The sequence below is a fragment of the Aeoliella straminimaris genome (assembly GCF_024054565.1).
GTDB lineage: Bacteria > Planctomycetota > Planctomycetia > Pirellulales > Lacipirellulaceae > Aeoliella > Aeoliella straminimaris.
Window position 1 is genome coordinate 619,421 of sequence record NZ_JAMXLR010000092.1, and the last position, 26,141, is coordinate 645,561.

Consider the following 26,141-nt stretch of genomic DNA (forward strand, 5'->3'; position numbering starts at 1 on the left):
GTTGATTAGTCAGACTTACCCCGAGGGGGTTTTGACATCGTAGCCCAGGGGTGCGTGCGGGCGAGTGACACGAGCCCAAACGCTACCCTGGGTTAGTTAGTGGGCAACTACTCGACCCTACTCCACCGACACGGCCCGCAATTCCTTGGGGAGCGGGAACGAAACGTGTTCCTCGCGTGTGGTGCGGACTTCGACCTCAGCGCCGTAATGGTCGCGCAAGAAGTCGAGGCATTCCTCCACGACCACCTCCGGAGCACTCGCGCCGGCGGTGACCAGCACGGTTTCGACACCGTCGAGCCACTGGGCCTCGATGTCGCCGGCGCCGTCGATCAAATGAGCCGCCACACCGCGTTCGCGGGCGAGCTCGGCCAGGCGTTGGCTGTTCGAGCTGTTTTGGCTGCCCAGCACCAGTACTAGGTTGGCTTCGCTGCAGAGCAGAGCCACGGCTTCCTGTCGGTTCTGCGTGGCGTAGCAGATGTCGTCCTTCGGTGGGCTGGCGATTTGTGGGAATCGCTCCTTAAGCCGCGAGATGATGCGGTTGGCGTCGTCCACGCTCAAGGTGGTTTGGGTGAGGTACGCCAGTTTTGTTTCGTCGGCGACGGTCAGGCCAGCCACGTCTTCGGGCGTTTCGACCAGCACGATGGCCTCTGGCGCTTCGCCCATGGTGCCGACGACTTCGTCGTGTCCTTCGTGCCCAATGAGGAAGATGGTGTAGCCCTGCCTGGCGTACTTGATCGCTTCGAGGTGCACCTTGGTCACCAGCGGACAGGTGGCGTCGATGGCCGTGAGGTTTCGCTCGCGGGCGGCCTCTCGCACTTCGGGCGAGACGCCGTGGGCCGAAAACAGCAGCGTGGCCCCGTGCGGGACTTCCTCCAGGTGATCGACGAACTCGACCCCCTTCTCGCGAAAGTGCGTCACCACGTACTTGTTGTGTACGATTTCGTGATACACGTACAGCGGTGGGCCAAACGCTTTGAGGGCGATTTCCAGAGAGTCGATCGCCATGTTCACGCCGGCACAAAATCCGCGCGGGCTGGCAAGAAGAACTTTCATGGGGCGGTTGTCGTGGTCGTAGTTGCTGTGGACTTATGCAGCATACTTCGCCTGCGTTGAATGCGACAGGGACAAACCGCCGTATTCCAGCCTTGCAATGCTGGGATATTCCAGAATGCCGACGAACCGACTAGAAGAAGTCTTGATCCGGCAACACATCTTCGGACGAGTTAGCGGGGTCGGCCTGCCCGAACACAACCGGATGGGGACGAGTGCAGCGCGCTTGGCGGGTGCGTTGCTGAGCTACCAGGCGGGCCAGACTTTCGTCAAGCGCTTTGGCAAACTGCCGGTGCGCATTGGGATCGAAGCTCACCGGCTGCAACCACAGCTGAGGAGGAAGATACGAATTGTTGGTCGTGCGATAGGACATCAGGGCCTCCCTCTGCTGTTTCGACCCGGCGGGAACTTTCCGCAACGCTTTGGCCTCCGAGGAGGACTAGGGCGTCACTGACTATTACGCATGACACGCAGTTTTTGTTCCAGGTTCGATGTACCACACCACCTGAATAAAGGGAATGCAGGTTTCCGAACCGAATCGTAGCCGCCGGACACTTTGTTATTCGCCACACCAAGGCTTTTCTTGGGTGTGTTGCGACTGACTTGCCGCTATGAGAAGAGCGCTGATTATCGCCCTGCAATTACAGATGGGGCGGGGGGTTATTCCACAGCTCACATGTGGGTAGACACACTATTCGCCGGCCGTGTTCGACATCATGCGCCGGATTCGCAAGGCGCGAGCCGATAGACCCATGTACTCCTGCTGGCTCAGTTGGCCATCGCCATCCCGGTCGCCAGCGCGGAAGAAACGAATCCAACGACCGGCGCCCTCCTCGGGGATTTCGTCCCGCTGCAGTTTGCCATCCTTGTTCGTGTCGAACAGTTCAAACAGCGCGAGCGCACCCTGCCGAGTGCGCATGGATTCTTCACGCCGCGGGCTGTTCGAGAATCGCATCGCCTGATCGCCCTGCTGACGGTCGAACTTTTTGAGTTCTCGCTCGACGTCCAAGTCCAAACGTCGTACGTTGCGCTGCGCCAGGCCGCGTAGTCGTTGTCCGCCGCGGGCGAGCTCGAGCGTGTTGATACGGCCGTCGTTGTTGCGGTCGAAGCCGTCGACAATCTGTTCGAACGTTCGCTTTAGTTCAGCGGGCGCCTCCTCTTTGGTCAGCACACCGTCGGTGTTGACGTCGAGCTTGAGCAGCAGCAGGCGAATCTCGTCAGCGCCGGGCATTTCGGTCGATTGCTGTTCCTCGATGGGCTTGGCGGGTCGGCGAGGGCGCGTGGCTGCACGCCACTCCTTCTCCGTCAGTTGACCGTCGCCATTCGAGTCGCCCTGGCGCACCAACCGCGCAAACAGCCGTGCTTGGTTATCGGGCAGCTCGCGGGTGGTCAGCAGGCCGTCGCCGGTTGTGTCGAGTCGGGCGAAAAGGCCCTGGTCCGCCACGCGGACGTCGTCCGCTGCCGCGGCGCATGCAGCGGGCAGCATTGCGATGCAACTAATGAGCACTTGCCAGCGACGCACCATGGTCTATCTCTCCCAAATAGCCCCAACAATCGGACTCAGTCGTCCCAACGGTTCCAACCCCAACCATTGCTAGCGGTTCCGGCGAGGCATGCTGTGCTTTTGCCATCTGGCTAACCGCTGCGCTGTTTTTTCGCCTCATCCGCATGATACTCGGCCGGCGTAGTACCCGCAAAGCTCTTACACACGGTACCTTAGGCGTGATTATGACCCACGGGGGAAAGTTCCATTTAGCTGCTAGCACCGCCGATGAAACTACTGGCGAGGCAGTGCACCACGATGGGCCGCCCGCCGCTACTCGTCCCTCGCGTCCCCCTCTGCGAACCCGAGAGCAAGACACCACGTAATACGACCTGACAGCCCGTTCGCACTATGGAATGGCGAATTGCGAAGCGTCAGGTTGCCCTTGACCCAACACTGAGAAAGCTTTAGAAATTGGCCGCGAACGGACGCACTTTGGCCGCGGGAAAAACTCATCATGCAAATCAACGGCACCCATCAAATCCACGGCACACAGGCCCTCAACGGCCCGCATTTCAACAATCGGCCCCAGCAGGCCACTAGCGCGGCATCTTCGCAACCGGTCGATCAACTCGACCTGTCGCCGGCTGCCTTGGCCGCTTCGGAATCCTCTGGCAGCGATGGCATTCGCACCGACTTGGTGGCGCAGCTTCGCCAGCAGATCGCCAGCGGAACCTACGACACGGCCGATAAACTGGAATCGGCGGTCGACCGCCTGTTTGACTCGCTGGGGTAACCATCGAAGCCTGAGGAGCGAGCATGCGATATCGCCTGCGGACTCTGCTCCTTGTGGCCACGGTTTGTTGTTTTGCGCTCGGCTTTTGGATTTCCTGGCCCCAGCATACGGCTCGGCGTTTCGAGCAAGCGCTGTGTACAAGCGACTTGGATTTAATTCAGTCGCTGCTCGCCGAGGGCAATGTCGCCGGACCGCCCATCACCAAGACGATCGCCGCCAAAGCCGACTTCAACATCGAGCCCCAACCTCCCACGCTGCGAGAATATGCGACGGGGCGCCGTCAGTACACGCTCAAAACACCCTACGGATGGTGCGACTTCACCGTACGCAGGGGGCGGCTATCGGAGTTGCGCGACCGCTACTTCTATGGTGGTGTGGAACTCGTTTTTGTGTTTTGAGTCTGTTTGTCTCCTTGCGCCCAGTCGCTACGCCCCCAAACAATTTCACATCCGCCCCTGTTTTTAAAGTTTCGTCCACAAAACCCAGGCGTTCTCTTGTCGGTTGTTCGTCGGCACTGGTCCGCGTAAAATAGGGATCAGCCGGAAGGCCATTCGATTGGCGACCACTCCTTGAAGGCGAGTCACCCGTTGAAGTTGCTCCGCCAGTGGTCTGGTGGCCTTCGATTCGTCATCTACTCCCATCATATGGCCAACGAATTCGCTCTTGAATCGATCGAAGTATCCTCGTCGCCGCGAGAGCGGTTCGTCGAGTATTTGCAGAGCCGTGGCAAGCGTGTCACGCAGCAGCGGCTGCAAATTGTCGATCACATCTTCGAGCGACACGACCACTTCGACGCCGACGAGTTAATCGCCAGCCTGGGCCAACTCGACGGGCAGAAGATCAGTCGCGCGACCGTTTATCGTACGCTCGACGAAATGGTCGACGCCGGACTGCTGAAGGCCATGACGCTCACCGGCCGGCGAGTCTACGAGCACGACTATGGCTACCCGCAGCACGATCACCTGCACTGCAAGAAGTGCGACAAGCTGATCGAGTTTGCCAGCGACGAACTGGTGGCGCTCCGCGACGCGGTCGCCCGCGAGAATGGTTTCCGCGTCACCGGCCACCGCCTGATCATCACCGGCATCTGTGCCGACTGTCAGAAGAAACAAAACCGCGCCAAGTCGCCGCTGGACTTGATCTGAGACGCGTCGGTTTTCCATCGCCGCTCGCACACCTGCGGCTGCGAATCTCGCACTACTTCCCCGTCATCTCATACAGTGGCAGGTGCCGGTAGCTCACTTCCAGCGACAGCAGGTTCAGGCATGTCACGTACAGCCGCCCGGCGTGGTTGGCCCACATGTCGGGCACCGGCTTCTGGGGATTCCAACTACCGGCCAGCGGGCCTTCTTGAGTTTGATGGTCGACCAGCAGTGGGTGCAGGTGCTCGTGCCACTGCTGCCAGTAGTCGCCACCCATGTGGAACATCACCTGCGTGGCATAGTACCAATAGTAGGTGTCGCGCTGGGGGTTGTTGGGAGTGCCGACTGGTGCCTGCCGGAATTCGCCGGTCTGGGTGGGCAGATTCTCGCGGAGGTGATCGGCACCCCGCTGCATGAGCTTCGAATCGCGGTTGGTGCCCAGGTACAACTGCATCAGCATGCCCACCGAAGTCATCACGGTGCTGGGCTTGTTATAGTGCTGCATGCCAGCGCGGTTGCTGGTGAGGTAGGGATTGTAGCAGTACAGTTCCTCGCCACCGGCCGTTTGGCGGCACTCTTCGACGAACTTTCGCACTCGCTCGTAGGTTCGCTTGTTCACCGCGAGGCCGGCCAGTTCGCCGCTTCGCATCGCCATGACTTGCCAGCCGGTAACGGACAAATCGCTGTTGAGCCCCTCGGTATATCGCCAGCCGTTGTACTGTGGGTGTTGCGTCCGCGTGATGTAGTCGATCGCGGCCTGGGCGGGGGCTCGCAGTTCGGGATCGCCCGTCATGCCGTACGCCTCGCACAGCGCCAGGGCGGCGATGCCGTGGCTGTAGAATCGCGTGGCTCGCGGACCGGGCAGATCGCGTTCGGGAAAGATGTCGCCTTCGGCCGATTGCTGCTGAATCAGGTAGTCGAGTCCCCGTTGCACCACGGCCTGGTACTTGTCGTCGTAGTGGTCGTAGCCGCCCCCCAGAAACGCCAGCAGAGCCAGCCCGGTCGCTGCCCCGTCGGCCTGAATGCTGGGCAGTTCTTCGTCGTCGATCGGCAGGTTGCCAAACTCGCCCAACGACCAGCTACCATCCTGCTGTTGCACTCGGGCCAGGAACTCCAGCCCCAATTCAATGGCGGCTTCGGTTTTGGGCCGCGGATCGTCGGGATTGGTAATCGGGGCCGAATCGATGCGATCGGTCCGCGCGGCAAATGCCGGTGCGGGATTGCGTTTGCGACCTGGCGGGGTGAGCTGTCCACCTTCGCTGCGATTGGCGAACCGGCTGGGTGTCATCCGCAGCGCAGGCGTTTGTCGGCGGGCGATGCGTTGGGGAATGCCCGCGTCGAAGGTTGGTTCGCTGGCCAGACCGCCTGAGCCAACCTCTGCCGGCATTAGGGTCGATCGCTTGGGGGCAACGTCGGTCGTGCTGGAGGTGGCTGGCGCCGGCGCCGAAGTGGGGGCCTCCATCATGTCGACCGACAATGGAGTGACCAGCGCCACCGAAACCGGGTCGAGCGCTGCGGCAGCCGCTGCTGCGGGACTGGCCGCGGTCGCTACGCCCTGTGGAGCCACTTGGCCGGTTGCGGCGGCAATGCTTGGTCCGCCCAGCGTGCCTCGCTCGTCACGCGTGCGGGCAATCGAGCCGCCCGCACGGGGCGGAGGTGTGCCCACTTCGGTGGCCGAGGCGGGGGGGCCGACGCTGGGTGGCGCTGCGCCACCGCCGGACGTGGCGCCCGTTGGTGCCCGGGATTGGGCCAGGCGTGGGACGTCCGCTTCGCTGGGCCGCCCGCTGATCGATGGGGCCGGCGCACCGCCGACTTGTTGATCCTGCCGCGCGACGGCCGAGGCCGACGGTGCAGCGCTCGTCGCCGCCGGGGCCGATACTACGCCAGTAGCCGAAGGCGACATGGCAGCTTGCGAGCGTCGCCGGGGGCCGAGTCCGCTGTTGGTTTCTGGGGCCCGCATCGCCAGGCGTCCGCCGCTCGAACCCCGTCCACTGCCCCGCTCGGGTGTGATCTGCGGGGGACCAGTATCGAACTCCGCTTCGCCCTGGGCAGCCGTGATGTCGCCCAGTGAGACGTTGGAGAACTTGCGTTCGACCGCCGCACTGCTGCTGGCGCTAATGTTGTCGGGCGTTGTCGACCCGGCGACTTCGGCATCGGGCACCGGCATGGCCATGAGCGTCGAAGTGGGGCTGGCCGCGCTGGCCCGTGCACGAGCCACTTCAGCCACTGGATTGGGCGACAGGGCCGGACCGCGTTCGGTTTGGGTGCTGCGACGACGGTCGGCCGCGGCCGACGAGAAAGGTGCCGAATAGGTGGGGGCCGCCGGCGCGTCGTTCAGCGAGTTCAGCCCCTCGCCCTGCATGCCGGTGCCACCGCGCGAATCAGCAAGCACTCGCGGTGCGGGGCTGGTTGAAGACTGGCGAGTCGTCTCCCTGGGAACCGCAGCCACCAAAGGTTCGGGCGTGGTGTCTGTTTCCGCCAGAGTAGCTTCGGTGGGAGTGGTCGAAGTTTGCTGACTCGGTTGCGGTGTCTCGGCCACCAGCGTCGATTCTCGCCGTCGATTGGGCGTCTCGGTGGGCATGGCCGTGGCCAGTTCCTCCGCTTCGGCTTCGATCGCCTCCTCCAGGGTGGGGTTTGTCGCCTGTTGTTTGCTGATCGAAGCGGCAATCGGTTCCACCGGTCGCTCCGTGTCGGTGGCGGTTCGCGTCACTTCGGCAGGACGTTGCGATTCGGGCGTGCGGGAGATGGCTTCGGCGACGCTCACGGCCGTGCGGCGATCGAGTGGCGTGGGCGCTGCCGCCAGGGGCATCTCCGGCTCGCGGGTGTCGCGGCGTGCTACGGCCGTTGGTGGTGCGTTGCGTTGTTGCTGCGGCTCGGGGACGTCTTGCGTGGCAGCGGTGGGGGTCCTGGGCCGCTCGAGCCGCGATGGCTCGGCCGCCACGCGGGTGGTCTCTGGCGTGGTCACCCGCGGCGCCACTTCGGCCACGGCTGGCTCGGGTACCTCAGCTGGCGAAACCGGCCGGCGTGGCGTGGGAGGAGTCTGGGCCACCCGCGGCGCATTGCTGTTTCGCTGCCGCTGGGTGACTCGCGTAGGCGGTTGCGGTGAGACCTCCTGAGGCTCGTTGGGCGTGGGGGCCTCGCGCGGCTGACTTTCGGCCTTGGCCATCTGGGCCGCGGGCGCCGGCTCGGCCGTGGCGGCGGAGGCCAGTTCCTTCGGCCGCGTGATGGGCCGTGGCGCGGTGGTCGCCAGCGTGGCCGTTTCGCTCTGACGGCTGCGCTCGCCGGGCGATTTGGCCCGATGGGTCATCGCGGTACGCGGACGTCGCTCCACCAGCGACTGCGGTGCCTCGCTGCTGGCGAGTTCGGGCGGGTCGGGCAACTCTTTGGCATCGGTCGGTGGCGACGCCTTGGCCTGGCTGGTTTGGGGCTGCTGTTGCTGAGCCAGGTGATCGGTTGGCACCGGCTTCTCGACTGCTGGCTGCTGCTCTTCGCTGGGCCGCACCACTTCCACCAGCTTGGGGGTTTCCTCGGGCTCGACCACCACCTGTTCGACCAGGGCCACTTCTGGTTCGGTCAGCAGGAATGTCAGGTGGGCAAACACCAGCAGCAGCGCGGCCAGGGTGTGCACAACCAGGCTGATGGCCACGCCCAACCGCAACCGGTTGGCCATCCAGCGACCAGGCGTGGCGGCCGCCCAGGCCAACAGGCCCCAGGTGGCCAGCATGCCCAGCAGTCGAACCCAGCCGTTGTGCAGTAGTCGCGGATCGTTGAACCCACCCAGCGATACGATCAACACCGTTACCAGCACCGCCCATACCACCAGCGCCATTTGCACGGTGCTGGCGCGGTCGTCCAGCGCGTTGGACACCGGGCGAGGCAGTTTGCGGATGTGTCGTTGGGTAGGCATGGGGGGCTGTCGGCTATTGGCTTTCAGCTATCGGCCGGAGTGGGCGTCCTGCCAGCAGCGCGAGGGCTATTCAGTGGCGATCGTGTAGTCGCGAATGTTGGCCTGGTTGCACGCATTCATCACGGTCACCAGGTGCGTGGTCCGCGATTCCTCGTCGGCGCGGATCTTCACCCGCTGCTTTCCGGGGTTGTTCTCGTACAGGCTCTTCAGTTCGTTCTCCAGGCTCGAAGCCGAGTACTGTTTGCCATCGAGAAAGTACTCGCCAGTGGGCGTGATCGTGACGAAGATCTCTTTGCCGGGGAAGATGGTCGGTTCGGCGGCGCTGGCCTTCGGCAGGTTGACGGCCATGTCTCGTTCTTCTTCTTCGAATCGCGTGGTGACCAAGAAGAAGATCAGCAGCAGGAACACCACGTCGATCAGTGGAGTCAAACTGAGTGAGCTACCGGACAGGCCTTTTTTGATTTGAACAGGCATCGTAGGGAATGACCAATGATGGAGTGATCAACGACGGTGCGTCGCAGGCTGACTAGCTGGCGGGACGTGGGGTCGCGTGGTGGGGCGCACTGGCGACGTTGCCGTTGGTGGGCTCGGACTCGAGGCGCTGCTTGTCCAGTCGCAACTTGCCTTCGTAGCGTTCCACCTGTGGCAACAGCGAGGCCGCCAGGTTTTCCACCTCGCGCAACATCCGCAGGATGCGGCCTTCGAAGTAGTGCGCCAGTACTGCTGCGGGAATCGCCACGGCCAGGCCAGCAAACGTGGTAACCAGTGCGACGTAGATGCCCTGGGCCAGGGCTTCGCCTTTGTTCGATGCATCCGGCAGGTTGGCGGTGACGAAGAACGCCTGGATCATTCCCCACACAGTGCCGAGCAGCCCCAGCAGCGGGGTAACGGTGGCCGCCAGGTTTAGCGTGCGAACGTTCGAGTACAGCGAGTCGCTCTCCGCCTGGCAGGCGTTGGCCACCGTGGCTTCGACTTCGGCGTGCGGACGACCGACCTTTAGCAGCATGGCCCGCACCACACGGGCGGCGGAGCTCGGGTAGCGCTGGCACAGCTTGTAGGCCTGGCGGGGATCGAACACGCTCGACTCGGCCAATCGTCCCAGTTCGGTAACCAAGCCACTCGGCACGATGCGCGACTCGCGTAGCCCCATCATGCGTTCGACGCCAATGGCCACCACCAGGATGGACATCAGCACGATGGGCGCCATGAGCCAGCCGCCCTTCATCAGCAAATCGAACAGCTGCACCGAGGGGATGTTGGTAGGCGGCGCGGCATCGGCAACCTGGGTGTCGGTGGGGGTGGCGAGCACCACGTCGGCGCGATCTTCCGAAGGGCTTTCTTGTGCCCAGCAGGACGGGCCAACGCATGCCAGCAACATACTGGCGGCAATCAAATAAGATTTCATGACAGCAAAGGGACCAGAGGGAGGCCGGCTAATTTGCGATTCCGCCAAGGCGTCGGTAACATGCCGGGCGGAGTTCAGGTAGCGGCCAAATTGGGGTAAGCCATCCAGCGGGGCTTTCTGGCGGATTCTATCTTCTCGTGGTTCAGGAAGTGGGGGGCGATCCGTGGACGCTCAATTGCCCATGGCCGCGATACGCTGTTGGGCCAAATCCGCCTTCGCTTCTTTCGGGAATCGCTGCAGCAACTCTTGATACAGCTTTTTTGCCGCGCTGCCGCGATCGAGCTGTTCCAGGCAGCGGGCAGCCTCGAACAGCGACTCGGCCTGCCAATGGTGGTAGGCCTCCGGTGCTTCGCGGTCGCCATAGCCATAGGCAACCTTGAAGAATGTCCGCACCGCCTGTTCGTATTGCTTGTTGGCAAATTGCAGCTCGCCCAGCACAAAGCGGGCCCGCGCACCTATGGGCGAGGTGTCGCGGTCGGCCACTTTCTCCAAAAGCGGGGCCGCTTCGTCGGATTTGCCCAGCTTCGTGAGCGTCCAACCCAGTTCGTAGGCGATCTCGCTTTGGCCGTCGTATTCCGGGTAGTCCGTGGATGCTGCCTGGAGCCAGTCGGCCGAGTCTTGCCATTTCTCCAGTTGCGAGGCCGACTGCCCAGCGTGCAGCATACCCAATGGGGCCAGGGTAGCGGAACTCGGCTTTGTGCCTTTTGCTTTTTCGTACGCGGCCAGGGCCTGATCGTAGTCTTCGGCGGCAAACAGGGCCTCGCCGATCATCCACTGGCCATCAGCGGCCAGGCTGCCATCGGGATGGGCCTGCAACTGCTGGGCGAACGTGGCCGCGGCGGCCTGCTCGTCGCCCGCCTTGTGCTGAGCCCAACCGGTCATATGCAGGGCCTTTTCGTGCAGATTCGACTTGCTGTCGGCCTGCTTGGCAGCCGCTTGGAAGTCGCCGGCCGCCTGCTGGTAGTTGCCGGCTTCGTAAGACGACTCGGCCACTCGGAACATCGCATCGGCCGCGAGCGGACTGTCGGCCATCTCGGTGACCAGCTTGTTAAATGCAGCGCGCGACTTGTCAGCCTGCCCCGCTTCGCGGTATGCCCAACCCAGCTCGTACCACGCGCGGTCCCGATCGACGAACTCGCCCTCGGTATTGGCTGCCTGCTGGAGCATCTGGATCGCTTCGTCCCATTTCTTCTGCCCCGACAGGCTGGTGCCCAGCGCCAAGGCGACGCGGGGCTCGTTGGTGTCCATCTTCTGTAGCACGGCGGCCGCTTCCGCGTTGTTGCCCGATTGCGCCAGGCAGGTCGATTGGCCCAGGCGGGCCTCGCCAGCCAATGTGTGATCGGGGTAGGTGTCGGCCAGTTTGCCAAACCGGGTGGCCGCGTCGTCGAATTTGCCTTGTTGCATTTGGATCATAGCCGCGCGGTACGCGGCGTAAGCAGCCAATGGATGCTGCGGCCAGTCGGCCATCACTTTGTCGAAATCGGCTACGGCTGCCTCAGCGTTGCCGCTCGACTGCTGAGCCTCGGCCCGACGGTAGTAGGCTTGGGCCAGCAGTTGCGGGCTGGGCTGACTATCGATCAAGGCTCCGAGCGTCGCAACCGCCGCGGCTGAGTCGCCCGTTGCTGCCAGTGATCGACCAAGAATCAAGCGTGCCTCGGGCGACCAATCACTGGGTGGGTTGGCCTCGGCCACTGTTTGTAGTGGTTTGATCGCGCTCGCGGCGTCGCCACTGCGGAACAGTGCCCGTCCCAGCAGGAAGGCGGCTTGCTGCCCGGTCGAGCTGTTGGCCTCCACATTCAGTGGCTTGAGCGTCGCCACCACGGCCGCCTCGTCGCCCGCAGTGCTTTGTGCCCATGCCAGGCGGACCGTCCAATCGGCTCTTTGTTGGTCGTTGGCTGTCTTCAACAGCTCGGCGAAGGTGGCGGCCGCCTGCTTGGCCTCGCCCGACTGCAGCTGGGCTTCGGCCAGTGTCAAACGGGCTTCGGTCACGAAGCTTGTATCGGCATGCTTGTCGAGAATGATCTGCGATTGTTGCTTAGCAACGTCCAGTTGACCGAGCTCCAGCGCGGTGGCCGCCGCCAGATGGCGAGCCTCGCCGGCCAGTTCGCCGTCGGCGGCTTCCGCGGCCGCGATGTAAGCAGGCAGCGAGCCCGTCCGCTGGTCGTCCAGTGCATACATGGCGTCGGCCTTGTCCAACAGAAGCTCGGCCGATTTGGCTTGGGCCAGTGCCTTGTCGGCCGCCTGCAGTGCTTCGCTGGGCTGGCCGGCTTCCAACAGCGATCGCGACCACCAATGGGCCAGCTCCGCATCGGCCGGCGCCGCGGCGTAGGCTGTGGCCAACCGTTGGGCCGCCGCAGCATAATCGCCTGCCTGATACAATGACTTGCCCGCCGAGGCGATGTCGCCCAGTGCTTCGTAACCTTGCGCAGCGGCGACGTAGTCGCCTGCGTTGAATAGCGCACTGACCCGGGCCTGCGCGGCGTAGTCGGCATCGGCCAGGTTGGGATCGATCTTCGTGGCGTTGGCGTACTGCTGGGCTCCTGCCTGAAACTCGCCTGCGGCCACCAAGGCATCGCCCAGCCGCACCGAGGCCTGCGCCGCGATGTTGTTGGGCGGATTGTCGTTGATCAGGCTCTCGAGCGTCTTGCGGGCCGCGTCGGTCTTGCCGAGCTCCGTTTGCGTGGATCCCAGGGCCAGGCGAACACTGGGTTCGTACTGGCTCTTCTCTTCCACGTAGTCGGCCAGCCACTTTTGGTAAGCCTGTTCGGCCTCGGCGAGCTTGCCCAGGGCGTACAGCGACTCGCCGCGATAGAAATCGCTTTGCGATCCGAGCTTGCTGTCGGGGAACTGTTTGGCAAGCTGGTCGAACGCCGTCACGGCCTGCTGGTACAGCTTGGTGGCTGCCGGGCCCTCCGACTTCTGGGCCTGGTTATAGGCGGCCAAGCCCAGGTTGGTGAGCGATGCCTCAGCCAGTTCGTGCTTGGGATTCTTGGCCAGGAACGCCTGGAACGACTTGATCGCCGCGGGGTACTCCCCCAACTGGAACCGGCACACCCCCGCGTAGTGCCGCGCGGCGGCTGCCAGCGGGTCGCTGGGAAACTGGTCGGCCAGTTTGTCCCATTCCTTGGCCGCTACGTCGTATTCCTCCAGCTTTTGCCAGCGGGCGGCCTGGTTGTACTGCTCGATGGCCTTGGCGGATGAGCTGTTCTGGGCATGGGAATCGCCCGTCAGCAGGAAGGACGCCAATAGAACCAAAGCAGCGCGAAGCACGACTGACGAATATCTCATGACTCTCGCAAGGTAAAAGGAAAGCTCGGTGGGCCAAGCCGATGGTCGCAACGAAAGGTGGTTTGCCCGGGGTAACAGGCAAGCTTTACGTCCCTGCCCAACAAATACTTTTCGCCCGGCAGACTACCAAGTGTCCCAAAACCTCGGAGGCAATTCGAGGTCGCCAGCACCAAAAGTTCGGCTCGACGGAGGTTATTTCGTTGCGAATCCCCCAATTATCGCGGGTTGGGCCGGATGTTCCAGGTGAGAAACGCAATTCGTGGCCCCCGGCTCCTAAATCGCGATTCGCCGCAAGCAGTCGAGTCATTAGACTCAACTCTTTCTTGACAAACACGTTACGTCGGGTTGCAATAGAAAGAGGACAGGTCGCGCGGTTTAGGGGCTCCACATCGCCGGCCATAGAGGATCGAGGTATTTCTGGTGACTTCAGCCAACTTTTCACACAAGCCTGCCCATTTTGCCAGCAGGTCCGCGATCGCATTGTTTACTCGCCGCAATCCGCGGGACGCCTTCACCCTGGTCGAGATGCTGGTGGCTATCAGTATCACGTTGGTGATGATGGCCACGGTGGTGGGTGTATTCGCCACGGTCAGTTCCAGCGTCTCCAAACGCCGCGCAGCGGTCGAGGTGGGCAATCAACTGCGCCACGTGCGCAACGTGCTGCAGCGCGACCTCGAAGGAGCCACCTGCCCCGCCATCCCCTGGCAGAAACCCGAATCGGACGTCGGCTACTTCGAAGTGATCGAAGGCGTGCATGCGGACTTCTATCCAAGCCTGCTGACGGACCGCAACGGAGCGCCAGATACTGCGAGCAGTCCGGAACTGGACCACACCGCTTCGACGGTTCCGTCCAGCAGCCTACCGCTACAAAGTGGTTGGGTGACCGACGGCGGCGGTTTGGGCGACTGGGACGACGTGCTGGCGTTCACTTCCCGCAACGAAAAGCATCCGTTCACCGGTCCCGCGCCTGGCAATACTAGGCAGGTCGAGCCTCCCGATCCAACCAACGCAAACGATTTCACTCCCAAGAGCTTCGAACAATGGCGAGCGCAGACCATTACGTCGCCGGTGGCCGAAGTCGTTTGGTTCTGCGTCGAAAATCCCGCACCGGTTTACGATGACTTGAGCTATTTTGGCGAGCCCGGCATGCGGACCATCTACCGTCGCACGCTGTTGGTAGCGCCGTGGCTCGACTTCCGATTCAGCGTCGATGACAACGGCCCCAAGAGTCGGCCTGGAGTGCTACGGATTATCGATCGCAACAACGTGAGCGAAGCTCAAGCACTGGCGGCCCTGATTGCGTTCCAGGAACGCTACGACATCTCCGCTCGCATCGAGTTCGATCCGACGATCGACGACGAAGGTCGCTGGACCATTGTTGCCAATACTCTGGCCGACCTGACCGATCGCAAGAACCGCTTCGAGCATTTCGGTTACACGTTGGACGGCAATAGTCGGGTATTCGCCAATCGCATGATCTCGCCGGGCGTCGGTACCGGTGGCAACAGTGTGCGGTTCTTCCACGATCCGGATCTTCCCACCCCCGGCAACCAGGCGTCGGCCATCGCGATCAAAGTGGGCAACATCGTGGTCGGCTACGACGTCAACGACGGACAGCCGGGACAAGGCTACGTCGTGCGGCCCTTTGCCGCGACGCAAGGCGGCTCGACGCCGCGGGCGATGATTAACGAGAACGGACAGGTGGTCTATCTGACCAATGGCCTGGTGCCGCTAGGCTCGGGCTCGAAACTGGAGAACCGCCGTGGCGCCGACCTGATGATGAGCGACGCCCTGGCTTTCGATATTCAGGTATACGACCCCGTGGCTCCGATTTACGCGATCGACCCCAACGGCGCCGTGCTGCAAGAAGGTGCCTCTGTGCCGGCCCCTAACATCGACCTGACGGCCGTCAGTCCGGCGGATATCGGCTGGCTGCAGGCGTTTCGGTCGGCGAATTCCAACCCCTTGGCTGTCAGCTCGGGTGCCTATGTCGACCTTGGCTACAGCGAGTTGCATCGCGAGTACATTCGTCGTACGACCGGCTCGAACCCTTCGGCGGAATTCCCCGTCACGCCGTTTTCCGGATTGCCTCATGGCAAATCGCAATTGGCCGACGCTGGTCTCACCCGCACGTACGACACCTGGAACTTCGCCTACGAGAACGATGCCGTGAATCAGGATGGCGACGTGGATGTGAACGGCAACCCGTTGATAGACGAAGGGACCGACGGCTTCGACACCCCCGAGGACTACGGTTCCGGACTCCAGGTGCGATACGGTGCAGACGATAACACCGAGCGCGAAACGTCGCCCCCCTACCCTGCTCCGATGCGTGCGGTGCAAGTGAAACTGCGCGTCTACGAACCCGACAGCCGGCAGATCCGCGAAGTGACCGTCCGTCAACACTTCGTTCCGGAATAAGCGGACAGGAGCTCCGACTCCTGAGCCCCGACCCCTGAATCCTCCCCCATGCACTGCATTCGTCTCCGCGGTCCCTGGCGATACGAAGTGCTTGAGCAGATCGCAGGCGACGAACCTCCCGCCCGCGAAGGCAAGCAGAAGATGCCGGGCGACTGGTCGCTGGTGCTCGGCGCGGGCTTTCGCGGCACGGTTCGCTATCGACGAGTGTTTCATGAGCCGACTGGGCTAGAAGAAGGGCAAGAAGTCTGGCTCAGCATCGAAGGTGTTCACTCGTCCGCCGAAGTTTCTCTTAACGGAACCACGCTACCTGCCGTCACAAGCGACCTCTGGCGGCACGTAGTTCGCGATTTGCTTTTACCCGAAAGCGAACTCATAATCGACGTCTCGCACCCGGCAACCGCGGGCGAGCCCGGCGGGCTGACTGGTTTGGTTCAGCTCGAAATCCAAACCGTGCGGCCGCGGCCGGTGGACTAAATTTCACTTCCGAACGATTGGTAGGCATTTTCATGTATCGCGTGACCTACACGGCGCTAGCCTGCTTGTTGCTCGGTTCACTCTCCGCACAGGCCGAAGTGCCACCGCCTCTTGGTTTCGAACGCGTGCAGGTCGACGAACTGAATACGCTCCAGAAAGTGTGGCTCGACGACGATTTGCTCGCGGAGGGTTGGATTCAGCTTACCGGCTCCAAGGAGCTATTCGGTTGGACCTCGACCAACGGCACTCCCTGGAACGTGTGTAGCGGAGCCGACGCCTTCCTATTCGACGAGGGCGAGTATTGGCTCATGAGCAACACCGAGTGGGGCGACTTCGAATTAATTGTCGACTTTTCGATTCGAGGCAAGAACTGCAATAGTGGAGTTTTCATCCGCAGTGCCGATGTGCCCACAGACCCCACGAAGGATTGCTACGAGATCAATATCGCACCGCCGACAAATGGCTATCCGACCGGCAGTCTGGTGGGGCGCCAGCGAGGCGAGTACAGCGAAGGTCAGCTCAAGACACTGGACAAACTGTACGCGACGCACCGTCTGCATATCATCGCCGAAGGGGGGCATATTCAGGCGAAGCTCGATGGCAAAGTGGTAACCGACTACACCGACCCCAATCCGATTCCCAAGGGTCGCATCGGGCTGCAGCACAAGGAAGGGAATGTGTTGTTCAAACGCGTCCTCCTCAAACCCCTCGGCGAAAAATCCATCTTCAATGGCAAAGACCTCACCGGCTGGAAGACCGACCTTGCTGGCCCTGCAAAGATCTCGGTGACCGATGCGGGTGAAATGCAAATCCTGGGCGGCTCGGGGCAGGTGGAGTCCGAAGGCGAGTACGGCGACTTTGTGATGCAGTTTGAGTGCAAGGTCAACGGCGACGGGGCCAACTCGGGCGTGTTCTTTCGTTCGATCCCTGGCGACAAGATGAACGGCTACGAGTGCCAGATTCAGAACTCCTATCTCGATGGCGACCGCACCAAGCCGAAGGATTGTGGCACCGGCGGCATCTACCGCCGTGTGAACGCCCGGTTGGTAAACGCCAAGGACCACGAGTGGTTTTATGTGACGCTAAACGCCAACGGCCCTCACTATGCTGTGTGGGTCAACGGTATCCAGGTCACCGACTGGACCGACACCCGCGAGCCGGACGAAAACCCCCGCCGCGGTCTGCGCCTCAAGCCCGGCACCTTCTGCCTACAGGCTCACGATCCGACGACCGACCTGCTGTTCCGCAACCTGCGGGTGGCGGAGCTGCCGTAGCTATAAAGCCGCGACTGTAGGTCGTGGTTCGGAGGGGCATTGCCATTACCTTCCCAGCGTAGCGACGTAGCCGCAACACTGGGCTGAAAGCCGAAATCCCTCCGGGATAAGCTCGCGATTCTCCTCCTATGCCGAAGGCACTCAGCCACCCAGCGAAGGGTCGCGGCTCCGCCGCTACCCGGGACGGATTGGTCGTTGGGTATTTCATCATTCGACCTTCCCAGGTCCTGCCGCTTGCCAATCGCCCCGTAGCGAACCACAATCGTGGGCGGAGCGTCGTACGTTTGGCGGCCGAATTCCCCACAATTTTCACGTTTGGCAGGTTTGAATCTCATGGCTAGTTGCGTGCTCGCTTACTCGGGCGGTTTGGACACCTCGGTCATTCTCGGTTGGCTGCAGGACGAAGGGTGGGACGTCCACTGCGTGTATGTCGATCTGGGCCAGCCCGGTGAAGACCGCGATGCCATGATCAAGAAGGCCAACGACTGCGGAGCGGCCTCGGCACGCATTGTCGACGTGCAGGAAGAGCTGTGCCGCGACTATGCCTTCCCCGTTCTGCAGTGGCAGGCCAAGTACGAGGGCATTTATCTGCTGGGTACCTCGATCGCCCGCCCGCTGATCAGTAAGGCCATCCTCGAAGTGGCCCGCGAGGTCGGCGCCGAGGCCTACGCTCATGGCGCCACGGGCAAGGGCAACGACCAGTGCCGCTTCCAGCTGGCGGCCGAAGCCCTGGAGCCGGATATCAAGATCATCGCTCCTTGGCGAATTAAGAAGTTCCGCGAGCTGTTCCCCGGCCGCACCGAGATGATCGAATACTGTGAGAGTAAGGGCATTCCGGTCAAAGCCTCGAAGGCCAAGCCGTACAGCAGCGACGAAAACTGCTTGCATATCAGCTACGAGGCGGGCGATCTGGAAGATCCCGCGGTCAATGGCGTGTCGATTGTCGACTTTGGCATGGGTGTTTCCCCCCAAGATGCGCCCGACAAGACCGAAGAAGTCACCATCGGGTTCGAAGCGGGCATTCCTGTTTCGGTAAATGGGAAGAAACTTTCGGCCCTGGAAATCGTCAAAACGATGAACGAAATCGCCGGCCGCAACGGTGTGGGCCGCATCGACATCATCGAAAACCGATTCGTCGGCATGAAGAGCCGTGGCGTGTACGAAGCCCCCGGTATGACCGCCCTGTACGCCGCGCACCTGCAGATGGAGCAACTGACCCTGGACCGCGACCTGGTACACCTTCGCGACCAACTGAGCCCCGAAGTGGCCGAGATGGTGTACTACGGGTTCTGGTTCGTGCCGAAGATGGACGCCCTGATGGCGTTCATCAAGGAAGCCCAGAAGCCGGTCACGGGCGAAGTAACGCTCGGACTGTACAAAGGCAACATCGAAATACATGGCCGCACCAGCCCGAATAGTCTGTACGACGCCGAAGTCGCCAGCATGGAAGGCGGCGGCAGCTACGACCAGGACGACGCCGAAGGCTTCCTGCGACTACATGGCCTACCGAGCCGAGTGCTGGGGAAGGTGCGACCAAGGGAGTACTAGGAACAAGGGGGTAGGATCGAGGATCGCGGGGCTAGGGATATCTGAGATTGCATCTGCACTTCGGGGGAAGTAGTTTTCATGGGGCGTATTGATAGCTACCGCGATCTCAAAGTTTGGCAGTTGGGCGTTGAGATCACCCTTTCGGTATACAACTTGACCAAGGAGTTCCCGACTGAAGAGCGATACGGGCTTTGTAGTCAGCTCCGTCGATGTGCGGTCTCCATCCCTTCCAATATCGCAGAGGGGCACGCACGGGACTCGAGCAAGGAATACCTTCACCACCTATCGATTGCGAGCGGCTCGCTCGCCGAACTAGAGACTCAACTTATTATCGCGAAGGAGTTGGGGTATTTGATCGCCGAGCACTTAGCTTCGCTATTGGACCGATGCGACGAGGAGAGTCGCATGCTCAGTGGACTTCAACGATCCATCCGCCACCGAATTTCTGCTGCTACTCGCCCCTAGCCCCTCGATCCTCGCCCCTTCTATGTATCTCACTCAAAACCCCGTCCTCCAGTACGAACTGCTCAGCAACCTCCGCTTGTTTCGGGCGTTTGTGCTGTTGTTTGCTTATATCGCTTTGTTGGGCGGCGTGGTTTATCTGGCCTGGCCGCAGACCGAGACTCTCGACTTCGCCCAGCCGGAGGAAGCGAAGCGGCTGGTGAACCTGTTTTTCTTTGGGCAGTACATGCTGGCCTCGCTGATGACGCCCAGCTTCGCCGCCGGGGCGATTACTGGCGAGAAAGAACGGCAAAGCTACGAGATGCTGCTGGCCAGTCCGCTGAAGCCCGGCGCCATTGTGCTGGGTAAGCTCCTGGCCGCTTTGTGCCACCTGGCGATCCTGATGCTCTGCTCGTTGCCGATTGTGATGCTCTGCCTGCCGCTGGGCGGGGTGTCGCCTCTGGAGGTGTTGGCCGCGTACATCGCCATGATCTCGTCGGTCACGCTCTCGGGCATGATCTGCCTGTGGGCCAGCAGTTTTTTCAGCCGCACTTCGGCGTCGCTGTTGGTGAGTTACCTGATGATCCTGCCGCTCGCGCTGCTGGGCGTGCTGGTGTGGAATGGTCTGGGGACCCAGGGTACCGCGCGGGTGTTCTTTGCCATAACTATTGTGCCGGCCGTCTGTTTCACGCTATCGGTCGTGTTCTGGTTTGCCACCACGCGGCGACTGTTGCATCCGGCCGACTTTGGCAGTGGCGGCAAGGACGTGGTGGATCTGGACAACGAAGCCCGCGAGGCGGTGGGCCTGTACATCAAACGCGACGAGTTCCCCGACCGGTTGTTCGCTCCGCCAAAACGGACCACGCTGCTGGAAGATGGCGCGAATCCCATCTACGACAAGGAGATGCGGAGTGAAATCTTCAGCCAGGGCACGTTGATGCTGCGGCTGGTGATTCAGATTTCGATGCTGCTGGCCCTGCCCATCATGGCGGTGTGCCTGTACATCTTCCCGCAGTACGCACCGTGGTATATCTGCTACGTGTTGTTGTTCAACGTGCTGGTCGGTCCTGTGTTCTCGGCCGGCAGCGTTTGTAACGAACGGGAACGCGAGACACTCGACCTACTGTTGACCACGCTCATCACACCGTGGCAAATGCTGTGGGGCAAACTGCTCAGCGGTCTGCGGGTTTCCAGCGTGCTGTCCAGCTTCCTGATGTGGCCGGTGCTGCTGGCGTGCCTGATGCCGGTCGGCTATTGGGCAAACATCGGCAGCATGGCCGGCTACTTTCTGATTTTTGGGCTCACCTGCCTTACCACAGCAATGACGGCCCTGTTCTGCTCGACCATCTTCCAGAAGACGTCGCAGAGCCTGATGGCCAGCTACCTGGTGATCGTCACGTTGTTTATTGCCCCGCTGGCCGCGCGGTACTTCTCCGAGACGTTCTTCGCCGGCACCCAAGGGGCGGCCGTCACCCGCATGGCGAGCGTCACCAGCCCCTTTGCGGCGACCTTCGCCTTGCCGCTGGAGTTCGACACCGATGTTCGCAGCGATGCCGACACGGGCCGCGACAGCAGCGACCTGGACATCTTCTTCGGCTACCTCATCGTTACACTGCTCTACAACGCCACGCTGTTGGCCATCATCGTGTGGCTGTTCCAAGCACGGTGGCGCGTGGCGGATTAGCTTGGCAAACGACGAACGACAAAGTGTCCAATGACCAAGGTTAGCGACCTTTGGTCATTGGGCACTTCGTCTTTCGACACAACCGGTTGACTCTCCCCCACGCCGTGTGCGATAACTTGCGGAGTGCAGCCCACACACCCTTCCAAGGCCCGCGCGATGACCGCCATCATGTCGCCCGCCAACAGCGAATCGACTCCCGCCCAGACTCAAGACGACCGCGATCTCCTATTTTACGAGGGTCGACTCAATCGGCCGACCAAGGCCAAGACACCCGAGCTCGAACGCTCCGGCCGCCTGCGGCACGTGATTTTTTCGGGGCAGTTTTCGGTCGACCTGCTCGAGGAACTGGCCGGTGTGGCCGACGCCATTCGCAAGCTCTCGAAGCATCGCAGCGGCCAGGATTTTCTGATCAACCTGCTGCACCACAAACGGGCGATGCTGTACTTCACGCAGCCCTCGACGCGCACCTTCCTGTCGTTTATGGCGGCCTGCCAGATTCTTGGCATCACCTGCAACGAGGTCCGCGATCCGCAAACTTCCAGCGAAACCAAGGGCGAAACGCGGTTCGATTCGATCCGCATGTTCAGCAGCTACTTCGACCTGATCATCATGCGGTCGCCCATCGCTCGGCTGGCCGAGAGTTGTGCGTACCTGATGAACGACCTGGAGCGCTCGGGCAATCGCAGCGTGCCGATCGTCAACGCAGGTTCGGGCGCCGATCAGCACCCCACGCAGGCGCTGTTGGACATTTACACGCTGCAGCGGACCTTCAATTTCTCCGGACCGAACGACTCGGAGCACAACTCCCGCTTCGATGACCTTCGCCGATTGCCGGGATGCGAGAACCTGAGCAAAGGGCTCGCCGGCAAGACTTACGCCTTCTGTGGCGACATTGGCCGCGGCCGCACGGTTCGCTCGTTGGCGCTGTTGCTGTCGAATTACCCCGATGTGCGGCTGGTGTTCATCGCCCCGAATCACCCGACGCTCGTCATGCGAGACGATTTGCGGCAAGCCCTGGCGGCCAAGAACGTGCGGTTCTACGAGTTCGACTCGTTCGAGCAACAGTTGGACGGCCGGCCGGTCATCGAAGCGCTCGACGCCCTGTACATGACCCGCATCCAGCGCGAGCACGACACAGGCGACGACGCCGAGCGATACGCCGCGCTCGATTTCTCGCGGTACTGCCTCGACATGGATCTGGTGTCGCGGATGAAACCGTACGCCCCGATCCTGCATCCTTTCCCTCGCGATCAACACTTCGGCGAGATCCCTCAAGAGATCGACAACGACCCGCGGGCGATGTACTTCCGCCAGGCCCGCAACGGCATGTGGATTCGCTCGGCCCTGTTGGCGCACCTATTCGACGTCGACGGGCAGATTCTGCGGTATTTCCACCGCGAATTTTCGGCGTAGCAGCCAATTGAGGCCCATCTGCTAGCGGCTAACCGGTCTGCACCTTCTCGGGCCATTGGCGTACAATACGCCCAACAGGCCCCGCCCCACCCGCCCCCTGTCCCCCCACCGGCCTTGCTGGCCACAAGAGTTTTTCGATGTCGACAGCTGCCGCGTTGCGCGCTGACGCAACCTACGAGAACAACGACCCCCGCTACGCCTGGGTAATGCTGCCTCTGGCGATGATGATGCAGATCGGTACCAGTCCCGGGCAGACGTTCGGCGTCTCGGTGTTCAAAGAGCAGATTCGCCAGTCGCTGGGGCTCAGCGAGACGCAGTTGGCCACTGCGTACCTGGTAGCCAGCTTGCTGGCCGCGGTGCCGCTGATGACCATTGGGCGGCGGATGGATCGGCATGGGTTGCGGCTGGTTTCCATCGCATTGGTCACCATGGTGGGCGTTGCCTGCATGGTGGTCGCCAGCGCCACGAGCCTGTTGGCGATTACGATCGGTTTTCTGATGCTTCGCACGTTTGGCCAGGGTGGCCTGTCGATGGCCGCTGGCAATACGCTCGGCATGTGGTTCAATCGTCGGCTGGGGCTCGCTTCGGGCATTGCCGGTGTCGGCATGTCGGGGGCCATTGCGGTCATGCCGATGGCCTATCTGTACTTGATTCACTCGGTTGGCTGGCGGACCGCTTACACGGCGATCGGGCTCGGTACGATCGCAGTGCTGCTGCCGGCTTTGTTGCTGTTCTATCGCAATAGTCCTGCGGTGGACGATGACGAAACCACCGAAGCGTCCAGCGCGCAGCTGGCCGCAATGGGCCTTGCTCCGGCGCCGAGCTTTACGCTTCGCGAAGCCATGCGAACGCCCGCCTATTGGATCGCCAGCATCTGCACGGCGCTGATGGGCATGATTTGTACGGCCGTGATCTTCAACCTGGTGACCATCTTCGAGCGGCACGGCATGACTGCCACGCAGGCGGCTTCCATTTTCCCTGTGATGGCTATCGCCATGGCCATGATGCAGGTGAACGGTGGCCTGTTGGCCGATCGACTGCCGCTGCGGTGGTTGCTGGCTGCGGCCATGGCCGCTCTGGCCGGTGGTATCACGTTTATGGGCAACGTCGATTCGATGCTGATGGCCCAGATCGGAGCGGCCATGCTCGGCTGGGGCCAAGGCATGATGGCCGTCACCGGCAACACGCTGTGGCCACGATTCTTTGGCCGCCGCCACCTGGGCAGCATCCGCAGTTCGGTCTGGACCGCCACGGTGGCGTCCTGCAGCATTGGCCCGTTCATCATGGGCGCAACGATGGACCTGACCGGCAGCTACGCCCCGGCTATCTGGCTGTTCGTAAGTCTGTTGGCCGTGGCGGCCGTGGCCGCTGCCATTGCCGCCAAGCGGCCAGTGGTGTCGCAAGACGTCGATCTGGCTGAACAGGACAACGTCGAGCAGCCGTGCGAAGCGGTCGCGGACGTGGCGTAAACTCGATCGTCGCTGCGTGCTACAATGCACCAATGCGACTGTTGATCGATGGCTACAACCTGCTGCACGTGACTTATCTGTTTGGCTCCGGCAAGACGGCCGGTACGCTGCAGGGTTCGCGCGACGCGTTGTTAGCCTATCTGGCCTCCGCCCTGTCCGCCGGCGAACGGCGCGAGACAACCATCGTGTTCGACGCCGCCGGCGCGCCGCCGGGCCTACCCAAAACGGTGCATCACGATCATCTGACGGTCCGCTACGCTCGCGAGTATGCCGACGCCGACGCGCTGCTGGAGGAGATCATCGAACGCCATCGCGCGCCGCGGGGCTTGGTGGTTGTTTCAGGCGACCACCGCGTCCAAAGGGCTGCCCGCTCGCGAGGGGCAAAGTACGTCGACAGCGACGTCTGGTACCGCGAACTCGGCGCCCGCCATGCCCGCCGGTCGGGGCAGAACCACCAAGCCAAGCCAAAACCTGGCGGCAGCGTCGACTACTGGGTGCAGCAGTTCGCCGATGACGAAGTGGCGAACTTGGAAGCCGAACTCCGCGCCATCGAGTCCCCAAAGCTCAAACCGAAGACCAGCAAACGCACGCCCCATGCCCCACCGACGGCCGAGGGGACGTTTGAGAATCCCTTCCCGCCGGGGTATGGGGAAGATTTACTGGAGGGGGATACGTAACTCGACCACGGCGGCTGCTAAGGCTAGGCGCGGGGCCTTCTGCTTGGGTGCTGCGTCGGCCGACGCGAATTTTTGCACGCTGAGCGTCAGAATTTGAGCCGCACACGAGTACGGTAGACGAGGGCCTCGTTGTCCAGAACCGGAAGCGGGCCGATCATCGCGCCGGGCATGTAATCTGTCTCGTATCGTCCCAATTCCACACCGATGTCGAGACTCTTCGTCGCATCCCAGATTAGATTGACGAAGGAGAATTGATTGCGCGACCTCATTCCGGGGCTGAGTGACGCATTGCGGGGATCGTCTATTCCGAATCCCAGGTGAGAATGCAGCGAGTCGGTCCAGTTGACGTAGAGTTCGCACCAGCCGCCCGTCGTGGGCACCGCCTCCAAAGTGACGGGGTTGAAGATCTGCAAGACCGCCGCGTTGTAGTTGCCGAGTGCCTGACCATGAAACGCCTCCGCTTTGACACCGCACCACTCGGACAACTCGATTCTCGCGTCGGCACCAATGGCCCACACGTCAAATATCGTCAGCTCCGCGCCAGTCCGACGAATCTGTCCCACAAGTCCCGACATGGCGATCTCAAACGGCCTCATCTTAAGCGGCCCCCGCTGGGTGAGTGGTCCCAAACCTAGCATGATGCGGCTTTCGAGGTTGGGCCATCCATTGTCTTCGACCAGGGTTCGAATATCGCCCACAAACGAGGTGGTGAGTGGGTTTCCCAATCCGGTTTGAACTGTCAGCTGAGCGTTTTCATCGAAGTGATAGTAGCGTTCGGCACGAAACTGCCCGCGAAAGGCTCCCAGGTTTCCGCCCCCTTGTCCCGTGACGAAGTCGAGGCTTCCCGGGATGCGGGGATTGATGATGTCTCCCAGGGCGCCGGCCGCGAACCGCCAGTCCTCGTTCTTCAACTCCGCGTAGCCGCGAGGAATAAACAGGCCTTGCTGGTCTTCCAGCAGGCTCTCTCCGTAGAAGTAAGTGAGCACGAATCCCCCCGACTGCATACCACAGATTTCCGGTCCCTGTAGCTCCAAGCCGAGGCTGCTTTGTTTGCCGTGGACGTCGATCGTCGGAGTGTTTCGACCCCCAGAGGGCGTAAGAAACAAGACGGCGGAGGGAATCACCGCTCGTTGTTCGGCGTAGATGATCTCCCCAGCCAGGGCCCCGAAGGCAGTCACCTTCCAGTCTTTGTCGCGAGTGGTGAGCGTAATGCTATCGCCGAGATCTTCGACCTCCGACTGCAACTGGTAGAGAGAGGTTTCGAGCTCCATCAACCGGAGATCGCCCGCAGAGTCGGTATCGTCACTGGCTGGGTGGGGCGCGGAATCGGCGAGCTCCAGGTCATTAACGGCCAGGGAGATCTCATCCGGCCAGCGGAGTGGATCTTGGCTATGAGCGGTCACTCCAACGGTGACTGCTGCTAGCAGTATCGCCAAGCGACTCCAGATTCGCATACGAACGCCCTCGATGCATGCATAACTTCCTCATCCCAATTCGATGCGCGGTAACATGTGTTTCTTCGGCTGTTAAATTGGGTTGACTTTAACGGTTCCGGAGTTTGTTGCGACAAGCGACCACGTGGTGGCCGCCGACAGGTTCACCCTTCATTGCCTCGTCCAACGCGAAAAGATGGCTGAATCCACTGGTGGCAACAGGCCTTGCAGCTGTA

The 26,141-nt window shown here is 61.8% G+C and carries 20 protein-coding genes; 12 read left to right on the forward strand and 8 right to left on the reverse strand.

The genetic code is table 11. The features are described 5' to 3' along the window. Positions 1-117: 117 nt before the first annotated feature. The 3 genes from ispH to NG895_RS28235 form a co-directional block, all read right to left on the reverse strand. Entirely contained in the window at positions 118-1,053 is a 936-nt protein-coding gene (gene ispH / locus NG895_RS28225) for a 4-hydroxy-3-methylbut-2-enyl diphosphate reductase (RefSeq protein ID WP_252855916.1), read from the reverse strand. A 130-nt stretch (positions 1,054-1,183) separates the two neighbouring features. Then, entirely contained in the window at positions 1,184-1,423 is a 240-nt protein-coding gene (locus NG895_RS28230) for a hypothetical protein (RefSeq protein WP_252855917.1), read from the reverse strand. Between the two features lie 318 nt (positions 1,424-1,741). After that, positions 1,742-2,575, reverse strand: a complete 834-nt coding sequence (locus tag NG895_RS28235; protein WP_252855918.1) for an EF-hand domain-containing protein — start codon at positions 2,573-2,575, stop codon at positions 1,742-1,744. A gap of 475 nt (positions 2,576-3,050) precedes the next feature. Between NG895_RS28235 and NG895_RS28240 the strand changes: the two genes are divergently transcribed. From NG895_RS28240 to NG895_RS28250, 3 genes are all read left to right on the forward strand, one after another. Next, positions 3,051-3,329 carry a flagellar biosynthesis anti-sigma factor FlgM gene (locus NG895_RS28240; RefSeq protein WP_252855919.1) on the forward strand — a complete coding sequence of 93 codons (279 nt, stop codon included), beginning with the start codon at positions 3,051-3,053 and terminating at the stop codon, positions 3,327-3,329. 23 nt (positions 3,330-3,352) lie between these two features. Next, positions 3,353-3,727 carry a hypothetical protein gene (locus NG895_RS28245; protein WP_252855920.1) on the forward strand — a complete coding sequence of 125 codons (375 nt, stop codon included), beginning with the start codon at positions 3,353-3,355 and terminating at the stop codon, positions 3,725-3,727. A gap of 189 nt (positions 3,728-3,916) precedes the next feature. After that, positions 3,917-4,474, forward strand: a complete 558-nt coding sequence (locus NG895_RS28250) for a Fur family transcriptional regulator (protein WP_252855921.1) — start codon at positions 3,917-3,919, stop codon at positions 4,472-4,474. A gap of 52 nt (positions 4,475-4,526) precedes the next feature. Here NG895_RS28250 and NG895_RS28255 read toward each other — a convergent pair whose 3' ends face one another. From NG895_RS28255 to NG895_RS28270, 4 genes are all read right to left on the reverse strand, one after another. Beyond that, complete coding sequence (locus NG895_RS28255; RefSeq protein WP_252855922.1) at positions 4,527-8,378, reverse strand: prenyltransferase/squalene oxidase repeat-containing protein; 3,852 nt, start codon at positions 8,376-8,378, stop codon at positions 4,527-4,529. A gap of 66 nt (positions 8,379-8,444) precedes the next feature. Next, the gene (locus NG895_RS28260) at positions 8,445-8,852 is read right to left on the reverse strand and encodes an ExbD/TolR family protein (protein WP_252855923.1); all 408 of its coding nucleotides are present in this window, start codon (positions 8,850-8,852) and stop codon (positions 8,445-8,447) included. Positions 8,853-8,904: 52 nt separating this feature from the next. Further along, on the reverse strand, positions 8,905-9,783 hold the full coding sequence (locus NG895_RS28265) for a MotA/TolQ/ExbB proton channel family protein (RefSeq protein WP_252855924.1): 879 nt from the start codon (positions 9,781-9,783) through the stop codon (positions 8,905-8,907). A gap of 171 nt (positions 9,784-9,954) precedes the next feature. Next, a complete protein-coding gene (locus tag NG895_RS28270; protein WP_252855925.1) occupies positions 9,955-13,071 on the reverse strand; it encodes a tetratricopeptide repeat protein in 3,117 nt (1,038 codons plus the stop codon). A gap of 480 nt (positions 13,072-13,551) precedes the next feature. On the opposite strand from NG895_RS28270, the gene NG895_RS28275 reads away from it, so the two are divergent. From NG895_RS28275 to NG895_RS28315, 9 genes are all read left to right on the forward strand, one after another. Further along, a complete protein-coding gene (locus NG895_RS28275) occupies positions 13,552-15,492 on the forward strand; it encodes a PulJ/GspJ family protein (protein WP_252855926.1) in 1,941 nt (646 codons plus the stop codon). A gap of 48 nt (positions 15,493-15,540) precedes the next feature. After that, positions 15,541-15,966: a hypothetical protein gene (locus NG895_RS28280; RefSeq protein WP_252855927.1), complete on the forward strand. Its 426-nt coding sequence runs from the start codon at positions 15,541-15,543 to the stop codon at positions 15,964-15,966. A 32-nt stretch (positions 15,967-15,998) separates the two neighbouring features. Beyond that, on the forward strand, positions 15,999-17,240 hold the full coding sequence (locus NG895_RS28285; protein WP_252855928.1) for a 3-keto-disaccharide hydrolase: 1,242 nt from the start codon (positions 15,999-16,001) through the stop codon (positions 17,238-17,240). Positions 17,241-17,573: 333 nt separating this feature from the next. Beyond that, positions 17,574-18,788 (forward strand): argininosuccinate synthase, encoded by a 1,215-nt coding sequence (locus NG895_RS28290; protein WP_252855929.1) that lies wholly within the window; start codon positions 17,574-17,576, stop codon positions 18,786-18,788. A gap of 78 nt (positions 18,789-18,866) precedes the next feature. Then, positions 18,867-19,253 carry a four helix bundle protein gene (locus NG895_RS28295; RefSeq protein ID WP_252855930.1) on the forward strand — a complete coding sequence of 129 codons (387 nt, stop codon included), beginning with the start codon at positions 18,867-18,869 and terminating at the stop codon, positions 19,251-19,253. Between the two features lie 22 nt (positions 19,254-19,275). Further along, positions 19,276-20,913 (forward strand): ABC transporter permease subunit, encoded by a 1,638-nt coding sequence (locus NG895_RS28300; protein WP_252855931.1) that lies wholly within the window; start codon positions 19,276-19,278, stop codon positions 20,911-20,913. Positions 20,914-21,069: 156 nt separating this feature from the next. Next, entirely contained in the window at positions 21,070-22,326 is a 1,257-nt protein-coding gene (locus NG895_RS28305; RefSeq protein ID WP_252855932.1) for an aspartate/ornithine carbamoyltransferase family protein, read from the forward strand. A gap of 137 nt (positions 22,327-22,463) precedes the next feature. Beyond that, positions 22,464-23,795 (forward strand): MFS transporter, encoded by a 1,332-nt coding sequence (locus NG895_RS28310; RefSeq protein WP_252855933.1) that lies wholly within the window; start codon positions 22,464-22,466, stop codon positions 23,793-23,795. Positions 23,796-23,827: 32 nt separating this feature from the next. Further along, complete coding sequence (locus tag NG895_RS28315) at positions 23,828-24,472, forward strand: NYN domain-containing protein (RefSeq protein WP_252855934.1); 645 nt, start codon at positions 23,828-23,830, stop codon at positions 24,470-24,472. Between the two features lie 86 nt (positions 24,473-24,558). On the opposite strand, the gene NG895_RS28320 is transcribed toward NG895_RS28315, so the two are convergent. Beyond that, entirely contained in the window at positions 24,559-25,926 is a 1,368-nt protein-coding gene (locus tag NG895_RS28320; protein ID WP_252855935.1) for a hypothetical protein, read from the reverse strand. Between the last annotated feature and the right edge of the window lie 215 nt (positions 25,927-26,141).